Here is a 17025-nt window from a genome sequence, read left to right on the forward strand (position 1 = left end):
CGACTCGTCGCGTTTCTACGGTACCGCTTCGCTGTCATCTTTCCACGTCTGCGTAGCAGTTGCCTCCCGTTTGCAGACGGGATGGTCGCATTCGACCCGCTGATGTCCGGCTTCAGAGCGTTCTGACCTCGAGTCCGGAATTTCCGAACAGCCACAGGAGTTCGTGACCGCCTCGAGAAGAAGGTTGGCGCAATTTGACGATTTGAACCACGCCGTCACCCTCGCGATGCTCGGGTGCCGTCTGGTTCAAATTTACCACCGTGCTATACTGCCGCTCGCGAATTTGCTCGCGGCAAAATATAGCGGGAGGTAGATTTGAACTACCGGTCTGCGGGTTATGAGCCCGCCGGAATCTCCTGGCTATCCCATCCCGCTACATAGCTCTCTCTGCCGGCCACGATTAAGGGTTGGTATTCGCTCGCCGTCTCCGAAAGACCGGTGGCCCGCCGATACGCTCGCAGAACCAGTTCCGGGCGACAGTTTCCTCGAGGCGATTCGACTCGCGAGCGTCGTCTGCGAACCACCAGTCCGGTGTCGAACCGGTCGCGTGCGGGCTGTAGCCCCCGCATAATTATGCCCCGGTCCGGTGGAGAGGGCCGCAATGCGAATCCTGCTTCTGCGAACGTGGACGACGAACATCGGGAACGGCTTCATCGACTACGGGGCGAGGGCGATGCTCGAGCGGGCGTTCCCCGACGCGGAGATCGTCGAAACGGGCGGGTATCCCAACCACGCGGCGGACACGGCGGCGCTGTGGCGGGGCACTCGAAAGTTCGAACGGATGACGGGGTACGGGGGGTCCGACTACGAGTCGCCGACCCACCGAATTCGGCGGAACACGGTGAACGTCAGTGAACTGATCGACGCCGATCTGGCGGTCCTGCCGGGCTGTGTGCTCTCCCGGCCGACGTTCCGGAAGTACTTCGACACGCTCACCCGACTCAGGGAGCGAGATATTCCGATCATTATCATCGGCGGGGGCGGCGAGGAGTACGACGAGGCCGAGCGAAAGGACGTCGAGGCCGTCTTCGACGCGCTCGACATCGAGGTCCTGCTCACGCGGGATCGGACCGCTTACGAGGAGTACGGCGACCTCGTCGAGTACCTGTACGACGGCATCGACTGTTCGCTATTCTTGGGCGATCGAGACCGGCCGCCCGAAGCGAACCGGGAGTTCGACGTCCACACGTTCGACAAGCAGGCGGAGCCCGATATCGACGGCGCGTCGTCGACGATCATCAGGCCCGATCACGCCCCCTTCGACGAACCGTACCACTTCCCGGTCGGCGAGCGGGCGCGGGAACTGGTCGGCCTCGAGACGCCGCTGTTCGAGGCCGAGAACGTCTTCGTCTCCGATCTCGTGACCGATTACCTCTTCCTCTACGCCAACGCGGACGTGGTGCGCTCGGACCGGATCCACGCCTGTCTCCCCGCCCTGACCTACGGCAACAGGGCCCAGTTCTACTTCGACACGCCGCGAGCGAACCTGTTCGATCGGGTCCCGATCGACGGCGACGTCACGAGCGAGCCGGTCCGATTCGATATGGACGAACTCGAGCGCGAGAAGGACGCGCAGGTCGAGGCGCTCGAGGAGGGGGTCACGACGGTCCTGTGATCGTGAGTATGACCGTCCCGCTGACCGGAGAGCGACGGCGACTCGCAGCCCCGCAGGCGGTTCCATTGCCGGGGATAGGTTCTTTTGAGGGGGGCTGGTAGGATGAGCGGACACGCGACCATGGGAGACGAGCCATCTATCGCCCTCGTCGTGCTCGATACCCTTCGAGCGGATTCCTTCGACGAGCACTTCGACTGGCTGCCGGGCGTGCAGTTTACGAACGCGTGGAGCACGAGCCACTGGACGGCCCCGGCCCACGCCTCGCTGTTCACCGGTCGCTACGCGAGCGAGGCCGGCGTGACGATCAAATCGCAGGACTTCGACCGACACACGACTCGCCTCCCCGAACTGCTCCGAGATCGGGGCTATCGGACGCGGGCGTTCAGCTGTAACGTCAACATCTCCGAGCAGTTAGGCTGGCACCACGGGTTCGACGAGTTCGACGGCGGCTGGCGACTCAGCGGCCTCGGCGAGGACGTCTTCGACTGGGACGCGTTCATCGCCGAACACCAGTCCGACGGCCCCGAACGGTACCTCCGGGCGCTCTGGCGCTGCGTCGAGGGCGACTGCGACACGACCCAATCGCTGAAACAGGGGGCCCTGATGAAGCTCCGGGACATGGGGCTCGAAAGACGCCATCCCGACGACGGCGCGGCGGAGTTCCTGGAGTACGTCCGAGATAGCTCGTGGAATCAGAACGACGAGTTCCTCTTCGCGAACCTCATGGAGGCCCACCTGCCGTACGACCCGCCCGACGAGTACAGAACCCACCCGGACGAGGACTCGCCGCACTTCGACAGCGTGAAGGCCACGCTCCGGGAGCCGTCGGCCGATCCGGACCGGATCAGGACCGCGTACGACGACGCCGTGCGGTACCTGTCTGACATCTACCGCGACATCTACGGGGAACTCGCCGCCGAGTTCGACTACGTCGTAACCCTCGCCGACCACGGCGAAGCGCTCGGGGAGTACAGCGCGTGGCAGCACGGCGGCGGCCTCCATCCCCCCGTAACGAAGGTCCCGCTCGTCGTCTCCGCGCCCGGCCCGAACGCCGACGACCGAACCCCCGACGCGGACGGCACAGAGCGACCGACGCGAGAGGCCCTCGTGAACCTGCTGGACGTCTACGCGACGGTGCTCGACCTCGCCGGAATCGAGTCGACCCACCGTCGCGGCGAGTCGTTCCGCCCACTGTGCTCGAGCGACCCGCCCGCGGCGGAACCGCGGTCGAGCGCGCTGCTGGAGTTTCACGGAATCTCGAAGCGACGCGCGCTCGCGCTCGAGGAGGACAGCTACGAGGCCGCCTCGATCGACACCGAACGCCACGGGCTCGCGACGGCCGACTGTTACTACTTCGAAGACCTGACCGGGAACCGGATGATCGGCGACTGTGACCCGGCCGCTCTCGAGTCGGAACTCGATCGGCAGGTCGCCGACCTCGAGCGCCGCGAGGGACTCTCCGAAGCAGATATGGACGGTCTGGAATCCCAGCTCGAGGAGCTGGGGTATCTGTGATCCTGGTCCCGATACGTGCGAGCGACCGGGGTAGCCACAGCTCCGTTCGGACATCGTCAGTCGATCGATCAACCGAGCGACGGCAACCGAGTCACCGGCAGCGATGAGTGACGCGACGTCGGTCAGCCTCGGCGGCGAGACGATCAAGGCGACGGCCGCGAAGTTCACGATGGCCGCGATCGGGTTCCTCGGCACGATCGTCTTCGCGCGAGTGCTCGGCCCGACTGGGTTTGGCGGCTACTACCTCCTCTTTTCGCTGGTGAAGATCGCCGACCGGGCGGTCAACGGATGGGGAACGGCGGTGAAAAAGCGATACTCGGAGGCCGACGCCCCGTCGGGGGAGCTGATCGGCAGTCAGGGCCTGTTCACGCTGGTATGGATGGCACTCGCCATCGCCGCGGCGATCGTCACCTCGAGCTGGCTCGTCTCCTACACGGGGCTCCCCGAGGCACCGGTGCTGTTCGTCCTCTTGCTGTTCGCGGTCACGCTCTTCGAGCCGCTGGATCTGATCGTCCAGGCCCGCGGGCGCGTCGGTGCCTCGATGTGGACCGATACGCTTCGATCGGTACTCACCTTCCCGATCCAACTGGGCCTGATCGTCCTCGGGTTCGGCGCGGCGGGAATGGCGTACGGACTCGCCGCCGCGACGTTCCTGACGGTTCCGATTCTCTGGTACTTCATCCGAACGCCGCCGGCCGCTCCGACGCGGGAGACCGTCGCGAATCTCTGGTCGTACGCCAGATACAGCATTCCGAACTCGTTTCTCGGGCAGGCCTACGATCGGTTCGACATCATCCTGCTGGGCTACCTGCTCGCGCCCGCGGCCGCCGGCCACTACGAGGTCGCGCTCAAGCTCACGGTGCCCGCGACGTTCGTGACGATGGCCGCCTCGAGCGGGCTGATGGCCCGCGTGAGCCACCGACACAGCGAGGGCGAGACGCTCGGAACCGACATCTCGAACACCCTCTCCTTTACGAGCATCATCGCGATCCCGATGTTCTTCGGTGCCGTCGCGATGCCGGAGCGACTCGTCGTGACGCTGTTCGGGGCCGAGTACGCCGCGGCCGCGGCGCTCCTCGTCGGACTCGCGGCCTACCAGATCGCGAAGACCCAGGCCGGCGTGCTCACGAGCGTGCTCTACGGGATCGATCGGCCGGACATCAACACTCGGATCTCGGCCGTGACGCTCGCGATCAACGTCGTCCTCGGCATCGCACTGACGCTCGCCTACGGTGCGATCGGCGTCGTCGTCGCGACGGCCATCGCGGAAACGCTCCGCTATGCACTCTCTGCGATCGTGATCAAACGCGAGCTCTCGACGGTCGTCCTGTTCCCGCGGACGCTCGGCGAACAGCTCGCGGCCGGCCTCGTGATGTTCGCCGTGATCGTCCCCGTCGAGCGCGCCGCCACCGTCGATCACTGGTACCAGCTCCTCGCGATCGTCGCGCTGGGCGCGGCGGTCTACGGCGTCACGCTGGCGGCCATCAGCAGAAAGCTCCGCGTCACGATCAGGGGCGTCGTCCGCAGTTCGCGACTCGAGTTCTAGAGTTCCCGCGCGACGTACTCGCCGATCGCCGCGACCCGCTCCGGGTCGTACGTCCAGAACCCGTCCCAGGTCCGGGGCTCGGTCTCGAGACAGACGAGTGCGACGGGACCGCTCGTCGGATCGGCGGCGTCCGCCGGCCGCTCGTCCGGTTCGTAGACGACGAACCAGGCGTCCCGGTACTCGCTGCCCGTTCCGGTGTGGACGGTGACGTCGATATCGACCGTCGCGCCGTCGTCGATCCCGTACACGTGCGTCTCGACGTCGGTCGCCGCGAGCGTGGCGTAGACCTCGCGCGTCCCGATCTCGTCGTCGATACGCGAGAGGCGCTGGAACGCCGAGCGAAGCGTCCCGCCGTCGGCCGCCCAGGCGCGCTGTTCGATGTATCGGGAGACGACGATCAGGAGGAGCTTTTCCTTGTCCGAGAGCGGATAGCCGCGGAGTCGCAGTCGCGTCTCATCGAGGTTCGCGAGGACGACCGGCAGGTCGATCTCGCCGATGTCGCGTGCGCCCGTGACGAACAGGTCGGAGTTGATCGCGAGGATCGAATCGTATAGCTCGAGCATCGGCGAGGCGGCGACCGGCCGCCCGTCCTCGAAGAGCACGGCCGTATCGCCCGCCGCATCGAGCGCGTCCTCAATCTGGGGACCGACAGCGGGATCGGTCGGGATCGTCGCGCCCGATTCGACGCCGACCGGTTGCTCCGCGAACGTCTCTTCGAGCATTCGCTCGAGGGGGCCCGTCGTGTCATCGCTGACGACGGCGATCGTCCGGTCGGGAACGCCGGTCTCGTCGATGAACGATCGGAGGCTCACTGGCGGACGTTTTTCGGTGGAGTACGTAAACCTTCCCGCCGCCGAACTGCGGTCTCCGTCGACGTCTCGCCCGCTGTCCCGGTTCGGTTCCCTCCCGATCAGTCGCCCGTGACCGGATCGCGCTCCCAGAACTCGCTTCCCTTCTGCAGCTTCGGGACCCACGTGTCTTTGGTCTTCGAGAGCAGGGCGACGCGGGAGGCCGGAACTCCCATTACTTCGTCGAATCCGGGCATGTACTCCCGGATCTCCTCGGCGAACTCGATGACCTCCTCGTGTTCGGGCATCGCGGTCCGGTCGAGACGGCCCCGCGAGTGGCCGACGTGCATGTAGGCCTTCAGTTCGATGAAGTCGGGATCGGCCTGCTGGTAGAACCCCGCGTACCAGTCCGGGTTCCGCATGTTTTCGCCCTTGACGAGCGTCGTTCGAAGGACGGTACGGGTCTCGTCCTTCTCCGCGAGGACGTCCATCGTCTCGAGGAGCTTCTCCCAGGCGTCGTCCTCCATCGCGCCGACGACCTGATCGAAGGTGTGGCGTTCGGGGGCGTCGACGCTGACGTAGAGCTGGGTCGGGTCGCAGTCCCGGAGCATCTCCGGCCGGGTGCCGTTCGAGACGAGGAAGGTAGTGATATCGCGGTCGTGGAAGGCCTCGATGAGTTCGGGGAGGTAGGGGTACAGCGTCGGCTCGCCGTCCAGCGAAATGGCGACGTGGCGGGGCTCCATCGCCTGCTCGAACACCTCGCGGGGGACCTCCTCGTTGCCGCCGAAGCCCGAGAGCAGCTTCTTCTGCAGTTTGATCGAGGCGTCGACGACTTCCTCGGGGTCGTCCCACTGGACGTCGTCCATCTCGTAGGAGTGGCCCTTGTGGTCGCGCCAACAGAAGACGCACCGCTCGTTACACCGGACGACCGGCGTCATCTGGATGCAGCGGTGGGACTCGATGCCGTAGAAGATGTTCTTGTAACACTTCCCCTCGCCGCGCATGGCGTTCGCCGTCCAGCCGCAGGTCTGGGCGGCCGTGTGATTCTCGCTGTGGTAGTCCGGGCTCGAGACCTGTGCCGGCCCACCGTCGTCGCCGTCGCCGTCGACCTCGGCGTCGCGGCTCGCTCCGTCGGCCCCCGGATTCGCGGAGTCGCTCATGTTGTCAGTCGTTGGACCGGGCCGGTCAAAAGGCGTGTGGTGTCCGGGCCGGCTACTCTTCGTTTCGGCGCTCGCTCGCGGCGTCGCCGCCGGGCCCGTCCGGTAGCGCGTGCGGATCGGCGGGCTCGTCGCCGTGTCTCGCGTCGTCGCGCTCGAAGAGGTAGAGCGCCGGACCCGCGATCACCATCACGAGCAGCCCGGGAATCGGCACGTCCGGGGGCCCCAGATACGTGGCCAGCCCGCCACCGCAGGTGACGATCACGAGCCCCGCCCACAGCACCGGCCGCGAGATCTCGAGCCGGGTCGCGTCCCGGTAGACGGCGGCAGCGGAGCCGAGGATAATCGCGAACCCGACGACGGCGACGGCGATCCCCTGCAGCGAAACCATACCTCGAGTTAGACTGCCGCCTGTAAGTCAGTGTCGCGATCCGGCGGCCCGTTCGCGGCGGATTCCGCGAGTCGTTCCGACGGCGTGAGCGCGCCGCGGCCCGGATCGAAACGAGTGCGGCCTCGAGCAGTCCTGCGATTACCCGATCATCCGCTTCCGTACGAAAGCCTCGCGCTCTTCCGCGCTCCGGTCCAACGCTCGTCCATGATTGGAGCCTACACGATCGGCAAGAAGGCAGTCACGTTCGGCTACAAACGCTACGGCGTTCCGGGCGCGGTCGCGTCGGGCGGTGCGGCGCTGGTCGGATACCTGATCGTCCGACGGGCGCTGAAGTCGTCGACGAGCGACGGGAACGTCGACTCGGCGATCGACGCGGGTGAGATCCAGTCCGCGGTCGAGGAGAAGGGACTGGGCGCGGTGACCGACAAGGGGACCCTCGATCGGGCGATCAACGAGGAGGAAGTCGGCTCGACGTTCGACATGAACGACGTCCAGTCGTCCGCCGAGGAGGAAACCGACGAGTTCGCCGACAGCGCGGGCGAGGGCGACTCGAGCGCCGAGAGCTAACTGCCGACGCAGTCGACTATCGCGAGACGGCGACTCCCTCGGACGGACTCGAGCCGCGTTCCTGACCCAGACAATATGAGCCAGACAGCGACTTCCGAGACCGACGACGGCGGCGGGACCGAGCGGAACAGCGCGGGAATCGGCCGCGAGCACGCCTCGCGGACGCTACGGTACGTCCGCAGCGGCCTCGAATCGGGTATCCCGGTCGGCGTCGTCGGCGGCGTGAACCTGTTCCAGGGCGTCCGCGCGGTCCGCCGGGGCGATCCCGAGCGCGGTTTCGGCCGACTCGCCCTGGGCGGCGTGCTCGTCGCGATTGCCCTCGCCCAACGCCGATCGGGGGGCGAGCGCGGCGACGACCGAACCGGGATCGACCAGACCGATGTCGTCAGCACCGGTCCCGACATCGACGATCTCGAGGGGCGAGCCGGCGGCGGGAGCCAGCGCGCCAGCGGCGACGAGGCTCGAGAGATCGCCGGGACCGCCATCGACATCGAGGACGCGGTGGACTCCGAGGACGCGGACGCGAGCCCCGACCTCGAGAGCGACGTCGACACCGCGGGGGTCGACCAGACTAACGTCGCGGGGAGCGGTCCCGACGAGGAGCGACTCGCCGACGCGGCCGGCGAGTCCGCTGATTCCGAGCGCGCGTCCGAGGCGGCCGATCGCGAGTCTGCGACGGCCGAGCCGGAATCGTACGAGCGATTGGGCGGAGCGGCCTTCGACGAACACAGCAGCGAGATTCCGGTTCCCCAGCGCGCGTTCAACCGGAACGTCCTGTCGCTTCGCTCCGAAGTGTTCTGGGGGATTCGCGACGGCGATGACGCCGTCTTCGTCTCACAGCAGTTCGATCCGATTCAGGACGCGGCGGGGATCCGATACGTCGCGAGCACCGAGATCGACGGCGACCGGAGCCTGACGATTCCCGACGCCGTATTGAACCACTGGGACGCGGTCGCGGGCGGCGGGATGGCCGTCGCCTCGGGCGACGACATCGAGTTCGTCACCGCCGACTCGCTGCAAGCCGACGGGCAGATACGGCTCGTCCCCGAGCAGTGGCTCGACGACGTGCTCGCGGAGGAGGACTAACGACGAGTCGTCGTCCAGCGACGCGTCGTCATGCCGTTACGGTCCGTCGCCTCGAACTCGTTCGAGGACCGCGAGCGTCCCGTCGGCGTGCACGTCGTCGAGCACCTCGTCGGCGGCCGCCTTCGCCGCTTCGTCTGCGTTTCCGACGGCGAACCCGCGACCGACGGCCTCGAAGGTCGAGACGTCGTTGATCGAGTCGCCGACGGCGACGCAGTCCGCGAGGTCGAACCCGACGTGATCGGCGATCGTCGCGATCCCCTCGCCCTTGTTCGGATCGGCGTCCTTGACGTGGTAGGCGTAGCCGGTGTCGATCACCTCGAGGCCGTACTCGGCGGCGATCTCGCGCAGGGGCTCGAGCGGTTGCTCCAGGTTGACGGCGATCTCGGTCTCCCGCCAGCGGTTGACGGTGTCTTCCGCGCCCCAGCCGAGCTCGTAGCCGGCGGCCCGGTACTCCTCGGCGACGGCTCGAGCGGCCTCGCGGTCGGCGGTGAAGAAGACGTCGTCGCCGGTGTAGACGACCCCGCCGTTCTCGGCGACGACGAGTTCGGGGATCCCGACGAAGTGACAGAGGGCGACGGGGTAGGGGAAAGCCTTCCCGGTCGCGACCACGACGGGCGCGTCCCACTTGCGCAGCGGATCGAAGACGCGGGGATCGATCCCCCAGCCTTCGGGGCGGGTCAGCGTGCCGTCGATATCGAGAACGAGCGGCGGATCGGCTGTCATATCGGCAGGTGAGCGGTCCGGCACCTAAAACGGTCGGGTCGGTGAATCGGCGTCTCCACCGGACTCGCGGCAGCGACGGGAGGCCGCCGCGTCGATCAGTCCCGCTTCTTTTCGGGCTTGGTCGCTTTGAGCGCGACGGGATTGACCGGACCGCCCGTGGCCCGTTCGACGTGCAGCGGTGCCGACGCGAAGAGGAAGTCGTAGACCCCGTCGTCGGCACACTGCGCCGCGAGTTCCTCGAGGCGCATGACCTCGTTGAGCGAGACGCCCAGATCGCGAAGGAGCGCGCCGTGCAGCGGGATGACGTACTGATCGCCGTCGATGGTCTGGGTGACCTTCTCGACGGCGACGTTGTCCGCGCCGATCATCGGGATCTCCATCTCGTGTGCCCAGCGGACGAGCTCCTCGCTGAAGGCCAGTCCGGGCTCGTTCAGCGGGTCCCACTCCGCTTTGGGGTCGGTGACGCGCTCGATCGCGCCGGTCCGGAACAGGATAATGTCACGCTTCCGGAGGTCGACCCCCTGGGCGTCGGCCGTCGCCCGGAGGTCCTCGAGCGTCACTTCCGCGCCGAGCTCGAGCCAGCCGCGGTCGTCGCCCTGCACGCGACCGACGTCGAGGAGGACGCCCCGACCCGCGACGCCGGCCTCGGCCAGCGGGGAGATGTCGGCGGCCGAGTGGCCCCGCGTTTCAGTCACCTCACCGGGTTCGCCGTCCACACAGCCGGGGACCGCGCGATCGAACTCCTTCGTCTGGGCCGTGACGGACTCGTCGTAACCGTTGTAGACCTCGTCGCCGTACCAGGCGTGGCCCAGCGCGTCCATATGGGTCGCGCCGTGGAGGAACAGCTCGGTGACGAACCGGTCGTCGGAGTACTTGATGCCGCCGGGATCGGGCGTGGCCTCGCCCTCGGCGTAGGTCCTCGCGTCCTGCGTGTTGTCGCGACGCCCCGGTGTCCGACCCGGGAACAGCGGATCGCCGGTCTCCGTCGTCGGCGCGTCGCCGTCGCCGGTGAGAACGTCGATCGTGTCGCCGGTCATCGGCAACTGGAGCGTGAACCGCTCGATCCCCTTCGGGCCGCGCCGCATCGCCGCCTCCATCCCCCTGTACGCCTGTTCGCTTCCCAAGAAGTTGAGCGCGCCGAGTTCGTCGTCCTCTCCCCACCGCCCCCAGTTGTCCGGCAGGTCCGCGAGCACCGCCCGGAGATCGGCACCCGTCGCCGCGACGGAATCGACGCTCAGTCCGGCCGCCGCCATCGCCGCGACCGCACCGCACCCCCGCATGAAGTTTCGTCGATCGACGTTCGCGTCACCGCTCGGACCGGTCTCGTGATCGTGTCCAGTCATCGTGGTATGTGATACCACTAGTCTGTATATTGGTGGATAAACTGTCCCATCAGTTCCACGAGGTGAATCGACACCGTACGTTTATTACGATCTAGTGCTCGAGGCCGTCGTCAAGACACGATCAAAACGGTAGCGGTGAACTACTCCTCTAGTAACGAGAGTGTATAGATATGTAAGGTGCCGTGATAGTGACTGTCGGAGAGAGGTGCGAAATCGCGGATCGATATCCGGACCGAATCGATGTATCCGTTCAGAGACCCAGGTAGCCCGCGTTGGGGAGGAGCCCGGCCAGATAGAGGACGCCCAGAACCAACATGAACGCCGCGATGGCCATCGCGGGCGGGTCGACGTGCGTCCCGGAGTGGGAGTAGAACACGCGCTGACTCACTTCGCCGATGAGACCGCTGATCGCGCCGAACGCACCGGCTGCGAGCAGGGCAGCCGGTTCGCTTCCGATGGCCGGCATTGCGATCACCGCGCCCACGGCTCCCAGGAGCGTGATGTGGTGGGTGACCGGAATCTTCTCGACGCCGAGGTTGAGAAAGAGGAGGCTCATCGCGGAGATGGCGTAGCCCAGGAAGATGCTCCCGGTCCTGAGCCAGATGAAGCCGCCGAGGATTCCGCCGACGATACCGATTGCGGTGACGCCGGACCACTCGTACTGGTGGGGCAGCCAGGGCTCGGTCGCCAACCGATCGGTCGCGGTGCCGCCGTCGGCCACCATGCGCTTCTCCTCTCGCTCGAACGGCGACATATCGAACAGGCTCGAGCCGCCGACCTTGCCGACCAGCGGGTAGCCGAACACGACGCGGGCCAGGAACGCCGTCGCGACGACCGAGAGCGCGATGTTGTCGGTCGGGAATCCGAGCCCGCCCATCACGCGGGTGATGAGCATGCCGAGCGCGCCGAAGATCGCCCCGACTGCGAGGATGTCGGGTTTGGTCCCGAACGCGTACAGGATGTTCTTCCCGAAGTGGTAGTCCCAGTCGTCGGGCTCCATCTCGGGGTACTTCCGGCCGGCGTACGCCGTCGCGGCGACGCCGCCGGCGAAGGCGATGTGGGGACCGGTCACCGCACCGAAGCCGATCGTCCCGGTGATGCCGGTCGCGATATCGCCTGCCCCGGCGACGCCGATCTCGCTACCGATTTCGTCCTGGAGAATGGCGATCCCTTCCCCGAGGAAGACGACGAAGCCCGTGAAGACGAACGAGGGCAGCGCACCGAGCGCCGCGCCGAACGCACCCCCGGCGAGCGCGGCGATTAGCAGGACGGCGAACGCCTCGAACTCCATGCCGATGACGGGAACCTGCAGTAGCACCTGTATCATGGGTCACTCCTCACCGTCCCGCGCCCAGTCGCGCGATCGCTCGACGGCGTCCGACCAGCGGTCGTACCGTCGGTCGGCCGTCTCGGGATCCATCTCCGGTTCGAACTCCGCGTCGACCTGCCAGTTGCTCCGCAACTCGTCCGGGTCGCTCCAGTACCCGACGGCGAGTCCGGCCGCGTACGCCGAGCCCAGCGCCGTCGTCTCGTCGACCACGGGCCGGACGATCCCCGAGCCGATGATGTCGGACTGGAGCTGACAGAGGAAGTTGTTCTTGACCGCGCCGCCGTCGACCTTCAGCGACGTCATCTCGATGCCGGAATCGGCCTCCATGGCCTCCGCCACGTCTCGAGTCTGGTACGCGATCGACTCGAGGGTCGCCCGAACGACGTGCTCCCGCCGCGTTCCCCGGGTCATCCCGACGATAGTGCCGCGTGCGCGCTGGTCCCAGTGGGGTGCACCCAGTCCGGTAAACGCCGGGACGACGTAGACGCCGTCCGTCGAGTCGACGCTGCGGGCGAGTTCCGCCGTCTGGGCGGGGTTATCGATCAGCGACATGTCCTCGAGCCACTCGATCGCCGCGCCGGTGATGAAGATCGATCCCTCGAGGGCGTACTGGACCTCCTCGCCCGAGCGCTGGAAGCCGATCGTCGTCAGGAGCCCGTGATCGGATTCGACGGCCTCGTTCCCGGTGTTCATCAGGAAGAACGACCCGGTACCGTAGGTGTTCTTCGCGTCGCCGGCGTCGAAACAGGTCTGGCCGAACAGCGCCGCCTGCTGATCGCCGAGCGCACCTGCGACCGGCACCTCGGCCTCGAGGAAGCCGTCCGGATCGGTCGACCCGTAGGTCGCGTCATCGCTGGACGGACGGACCTCCGGCAGCATCTCTTTCGGAACGTCGAACTCCGCGAGGAGGTCGTCGTCCCACTCGAGGTCGTGGATGTTGTACAGCATCGTCCGCGACGCGTTGGTCACCTCGGTGATGTGCTCACCGGTGAGGTTGTAGATCAGCCACGTGTCGATCGTGCCGAACAGCACCTCGCCCTTCTCCGCGCGGTCGCGGATGTCCTCGGGGCGGGAGCGCTCGAGTTTGATCGGGTCGGCGTTGTCGAGCAGCCACTCGGCCTTCGTCGCCGAGAAGTAGGCGTCGGCTTCGAGCCCGGTCTTGTCGCGGATCGTCTCGACCAGTTCGTCCTCCTCGAGCCGTTCGACGCGGTCGGTCGTGCGCCGGTCCTGCCAGACGATGGCGTTGTGGACCGGCCGGCCCGAATCAGCGTCCCACAGCAGCGTCGTCTCGCGCTGGTTGGTCACGCCGATGGCCTCGAGTTGATCGGGGCTGACCCCTGCCTGCCCGAGCGCCCGTTGAATGACGTCTTTGGTGTTCTCCCAGATCTCTATCGGATCGTGCTCGACCCAGCCGGGTTCCGGGTATATCTGTTCGTGTTTCTCGTAGGCGTTCGCGACGACTTGCCCCTCGTGATCGAACACGATGAAGCGCGTGCCGGTCGTCCCTTGGTCTACCGCACCGACATAGGTATTGTCTGTCATAGGTGGAATCCCATACTCCCACGCACCGTCTTTACTGACGGAAGCGTGCTACTGGTAAACAATTCCTACGATCATTATAAATGTTTTCAAAGCCATAAGTTGCGTTTCATAAGAGGGTCTGAATACCGGACCGTATATCTGCTATAGACATTATTTTCGGCAGAATCGCAGTATTGGCTGCAGCGCTGGTCGGTATTCGAAGCTGCGATCGAGATGCGAATCGTCCCCGATCGATCAATTGGTATGGCCGTTCCGGTACCGCCGATAAAATAAAGGCGGAGGTGTCCGTAGAGAGCAGTGACAGAATGGCACGGGATACCGAGGTCCTCGTTCTCGGCGGCGGCTCGACCGGCTGTGGCATCGCCCGCGACCTGGCAATGCGCGGCCTCACGGTCACGCTCGTCGAGCGGGGGAACCTCACGGACGGAACGACCGGGCGGATGCACGGCCTGTTACACAGCGGGGGGCGGTACGCCGTTTCCGACCGGGCCAGCGCGACGGAGTGTATCGAGGAAAACGAGATCCTTCGGGAGATCGCCGGTCACTGCGTCGAGGAGACCGGCGGCCTGTTCGTCCAGCGACCCGAGGACTCGGACGACTACTTCCGGGAGAAACTCGAGGGCTGCCGGGAGTGTGGGATTCCCGCCCGCGTCCTCTCGGGGCGGGAGGCCCGCGAGGTCGAACCGTATCTCGCGGACGACGTCGAGCGAGCGATCGAGGTCCCCGACGGCGCGGTCGACCCGTTCCGGCTCTGCGTTGCGAACGCACTCGACGCCGAAAATCACGGTGCGCGGGTCGAGACCCACGCCGAAGTGGTGGACCTCTTACGCGACGGCGACAGCATCTACGGCGTCGAGGTCCGCCACGACTCCGGGCCGGGCAAGCGCACGCACGCTACCCCAGGCACCACGGAGGAGATCACCGCCGACTACGTCGTCAACGCGACCGGCGCGTGGGCGGGCCAGATCGGCGCGATGGCGGACCTCGAGATCGAGGTCCGGCCCTCCAAGGGCGTCATGACGATCATGAACGTCCGGCAGGTCGACACCGTGATCAACCGCTGCCGGCCGAAGGGCGACGCGGACATCGTCGTCCCCCACGAGACGACGGCCATCCTCGGGACGACTGACGAGGAGGTCGCCGATCCGGACGACTACCCCGAGGAGGGATGGGAGGTCGATCGGATGATCGACACCCTCTCGGAACTGATCCCGATCCTCTCCGAGGCCCGAACGATCCGCTCGTTCTGGGGCGTGCGCCCGCTGTACGAGCCGCCGGGGACCGGCACGCAGGACCCGACGGACATCACGCGGGACTTCTTCCTGCTCGATCACGCCGACCGCGACGGCGTCTCGGGGATGTCCAGCATCGTCGGCGGCAAGTTCACCACCTACCGGGCGATGGCCGAGGAGATCGCCGACCACGTCTGCGAGAAGTTGGGCGTGAACGCGTCCTGTTCGACCGCGGACGAGCCCTTGCCGGGCAGCGAAACCATCGAAACCCTCGAGGCGGGGATGGACGACTTCGGCCTCCGATCGCCGGTGGCTCGTCGGAGCAAACAACGACTGGGGAGCCGGGCGAGCGAGGTCCTCGAGACCGAGAAGCCGAATCCGGTCGTCTGCCAGTGCGAGGGCGTGACCCGCGCGGAGATCCGGGACGCGATCTCACAGTCCGGCTCGGACCTGAACGCGGTCCGCATCCGGACGCGGGCCTCGATGGGGAACTGCCAGGGCGGCTTCTGCTGCCAGAATATGGCGAACGAACTCCACCCCACGCACGACGAGGAGACGGTCCGCGAGGCGCTGGACGAACTCTTTCAGGAGCGCTGGAAGGGCGAGCGCCACGCCCTGTGGGGCGAACAGCTCTCGCAGGCGATGCTCAACTACGCGCTCCACGCGACGACGATGAACCGTGATCGCGATCCCGCGAACGAGAACGGCGACGTCGACTTCGCGGCGTTCGACGGCGGCCGGAGCGGGCGGACTCGCGTCGACGGCTCTCGGAGGGCCGACTGAATGGCGATCGAGGACGACGTGCTCGTCATCGGCGGCGGCATCGCCGGGGCAACCGCCGCGCTCGCCGCTGCAGAGCGGGACGTGCAAGTGCGAATCGTCTCGTATAAGCAGAGCACGCTCCGCAACGCCAGTGGACTGATCGACGTGCTGGGCTACACGCCGGCGGGCGACGGGCCGCTCGCGGACCCCTTCGAGGCGCTCGCGGCCCTCCCCGAGGGCCACCCCTACGAGCGCGTGGGGAGCGAGGCGGTCCGCGAGGCCCTCGCCTTCTTCGACGAGATCGCGGGCGACGCGTACCAAGGCTCGCACACGGACGCCAACGCGCTCGTCCCGACCCACGGCGGGACGGTCAAGCCAACGGCGCGGTATCCGACGTCGACCGCGGCCGGGCTGGCAAGCGACGACCGCGACGCCCTGCTCGTCGGCTTCGAGACGCTGCCGGACTTCGAGGCTCCGCTGGCGGCGTCGCACCTCGAGGCGACCGGTGCCCCCTTCGCGGCCCGCGGCGTGACGGTTCGGTTCCCCGGTATCGTCCGGGACGACGCGAAGATCACGCGGTACGCGCACCTGCTCGATCACGATGAGGCCGTCGAGACGGCAGACGAAACGCGAGCGGGCGAGCCCACCGCTCGCGAGGCCCTCGCCGAGACCGTCCGGAGCCACCTCGCGGACGAGGCCCGCGTCGGCTTCCCCGCGATCCTCGGTGACGACCGCGCCGACGCGGTCAGGGCCGACCTCGCGGACCGGCTCGGCGTCGACGTCTTCGAGGTCCCGATGGGGCCGCCGAGCCTGCCCGGAATGCGACTCGAGGACCTGCTCTACGAGGCGCTCGAGGCGGCGGGTGTTCGCGTGACGACGGGCGTCCCCGTGGTCGAGTACGAGACCGACGACGCGGAGGCGAGCGCGACCGGCCCGGAACGGATCGATCGCGTCATCGTCGACCGCAACGGGGCCGAGATTCCCCACCGCGCCGATCAGTACGTGCTCGCGACGGGCGGACTGGTCGGCAAGGGCGTCCGGTCCGAGCGCGAACGGGTATTCGAACCGATCTTCGACTGTCACGTCCCCCACGCCGCGGACCGCTACGACTGGTTCGTCGACGACGTCTTCGGCGACCAGCCCTACGCGCGGTTCGGCCTGCCGGTCGACCGCGACCTCAGACCGCTCGACGCCGTCGACGACCCGGAGTTTTCGAATCTGCGCGCGGCGGGTGCGGTACTCGGCGGCTACGACTTCGCCGCGGAGAAGTCCGGGAGCGGCGTCTCGCTGGCGACGGGCTACGTCGCCGGCCGGCGCGCCGCGGAGGGCTGCCGATGACGGCCGGATCAGCCCGCTCGAGGAGCGGAATCGACGGACGACCGACGAACAACGAACGACCGACCGACCGACGCGAGCGACGAACCGACC

General features: G+C 67.1%; 14 protein-coding genes and 1 tRNA gene. 7 read left to right on the top strand and 8 right to left on the bottom strand.

Going from position 1 to position 17025, the window contains the following annotated elements; translation table 11 throughout:
• Nucleotides 1-300 precede the first annotated feature (300 nt).
• Nucleotides 301-375: transfer RNA gene (locus LDH66_RS05815), tRNA-Met, on the bottom strand.
• 226 nt (nt 376-601) lie between these two features.
• Here LDH66_RS05815 and LDH66_RS05820 point away from each other — a divergent pair.
• The 3 genes from LDH66_RS05820 (at nt 602) to LDH66_RS05830 (ending at nt 4676) form a co-directional block, all read left to right on the top strand.
• Complete coding sequence (locus LDH66_RS05820) at nt 602-1615, top strand: polysaccharide pyruvyl transferase family protein (RefSeq protein WP_226480121.1); 1014 nt, start codon at nt 602-604, stop codon at nt 1613-1615.
• 102 nt (nt 1616-1717) lie between these two features.
• Nucleotides 1718-3130, top strand: a complete 1413-nt coding sequence (locus LDH66_RS05825; protein ID WP_226480122.1) for a sulfatase-like hydrolase/transferase — start codon at nt 1718-1720, stop codon at nt 3128-3130.
• 103 nt (nt 3131-3233) lie between these two features.
• Nucleotides 3234-4676 carry an oligosaccharide flippase family protein gene (locus LDH66_RS05830; protein ID WP_226480123.1) on the top strand — a complete coding sequence of 481 codons (1443 nt, stop codon included), beginning with the start codon at nt 3234-3236 and terminating at the stop codon, nt 4674-4676.
• Here the strand turns inward: LDH66_RS05830 and LDH66_RS05835 are convergent.
• The 3 genes from LDH66_RS05835 to LDH66_RS05845 all read right to left on the bottom strand — a co-directional run bounded on the left by LDH66_RS05835 (nt 4673) and on the right by LDH66_RS05845 (nt 7012).
• Complete coding sequence (locus LDH66_RS05835) at nt 4673-5488, bottom strand: histidine kinase (RefSeq protein ID WP_226480124.1); 816 nt, start codon at nt 5486-5488, stop codon at nt 4673-4675. The two genes, LDH66_RS05830 and LDH66_RS05835, sit on opposite strands and share 4 nt — an antisense overlap.
• 98 nt (nt 5489-5586) lie before the next feature.
• Nucleotides 5587-6624, bottom strand: coding sequence for a 4-demethylwyosine synthase TYW1 (twy1, locus tag LDH66_RS05840; protein WP_226480125.1), 1038 nt, complete (start codon nt 6622-6624; stop codon nt 5587-5589).
• Between the two features lie 52 nt (nt 6625-6676).
• Nucleotides 6677-7012, bottom strand: coding sequence for a hypothetical protein (locus tag LDH66_RS05845; RefSeq protein ID WP_226480126.1), 336 nt, complete (start codon nt 7010-7012; stop codon nt 6677-6679).
• A 204-nt stretch (nt 7013-7216) separates the two neighbouring features.
• On the opposite strand from LDH66_RS05845, the gene LDH66_RS05850 reads away from it, so the two are divergent.
• Together LDH66_RS05850 and LDH66_RS05855 are read left to right on the top strand one after the other, a co-directional pair.
• Nucleotides 7217-7579, top strand: coding sequence for a hypothetical protein (locus LDH66_RS05850; RefSeq protein WP_226480127.1), 363 nt, complete (start codon nt 7217-7219; stop codon nt 7577-7579).
• A gap of 75 nt (nt 7580-7654) precedes the next feature.
• A complete protein-coding gene (locus LDH66_RS05855; protein WP_226480128.1) occupies nt 7655-8665 on the top strand; it encodes a hypothetical protein in 1011 nt (336 codons plus the stop codon).
• A 36-nt stretch (nt 8666-8701) separates the two neighbouring features.
• On the opposite strand, the gene LDH66_RS05860 is transcribed toward LDH66_RS05855, so the two are convergent.
• The 4 genes from LDH66_RS05860 to glpK all read right to left on the bottom strand — a co-directional run bounded on the left by LDH66_RS05860 (nt 8702) and on the right by glpK (nt 13603).
• On the bottom strand, nt 8702-9388 hold the full coding sequence (locus tag LDH66_RS05860; RefSeq protein ID WP_226480129.1) for an HAD-IIB family hydrolase: 687 nt from the start codon (nt 9386-9388) through the stop codon (nt 8702-8704).
• A gap of 95 nt (nt 9389-9483) precedes the next feature.
• Nucleotides 9484-10731, bottom strand: coding sequence for a cyclase family protein (locus LDH66_RS05865; protein ID WP_226480130.1), 1248 nt, complete (start codon nt 10729-10731; stop codon nt 9484-9486).
• 250 nt (nt 10732-10981) lie between these two features.
• On the bottom strand, nt 10982-12058 hold the full coding sequence (locus LDH66_RS05870; RefSeq protein ID WP_226480131.1) for a DUF7973 family transport facilitator: 1077 nt from the start codon (nt 12056-12058) through the stop codon (nt 10982-10984).
• Nucleotides 12059-12061: 3 nt separating this feature from the next.
• On the bottom strand, nt 12062-13603 hold the full coding sequence (glpK, locus tag LDH66_RS05875) for a glycerol kinase GlpK (protein ID WP_226480132.1): 1542 nt from the start codon (nt 13601-13603) through the stop codon (nt 12062-12064).
• A 305-nt stretch (nt 13604-13908) separates the two neighbouring features.
• Here glpK and glpA point away from each other — a divergent pair, with 305 nt between their 5' ends.
• Nucleotides 13909-15618 (top strand): anaerobic glycerol-3-phosphate dehydrogenase subunit GlpA, encoded by a 1710-nt coding sequence (glpA, locus tag LDH66_RS05880; RefSeq protein ID WP_226480133.1) that lies wholly within the window; start codon nt 13909-13911, stop codon nt 15616-15618.
• Nucleotides 15619-16935 (top strand): glycerol-3-phosphate dehydrogenase subunit GlpB, encoded by a 1317-nt coding sequence (gene glpB, locus LDH66_RS05885; protein ID WP_226480134.1) that lies wholly within the window; start codon nt 15619-15621, stop codon nt 16933-16935.
• The last annotated feature ends 90 nt before the right edge of the window (nt 16936-17025 follow it).

This window comes from Natrinema amylolyticum (assembly GCF_020515625.1).
GTDB classification, from domain to species: domain Archaea; phylum Halobacteriota; class Halobacteria; order Halobacteriales; family Natrialbaceae; genus Natrinema; species Natrinema amylolyticum.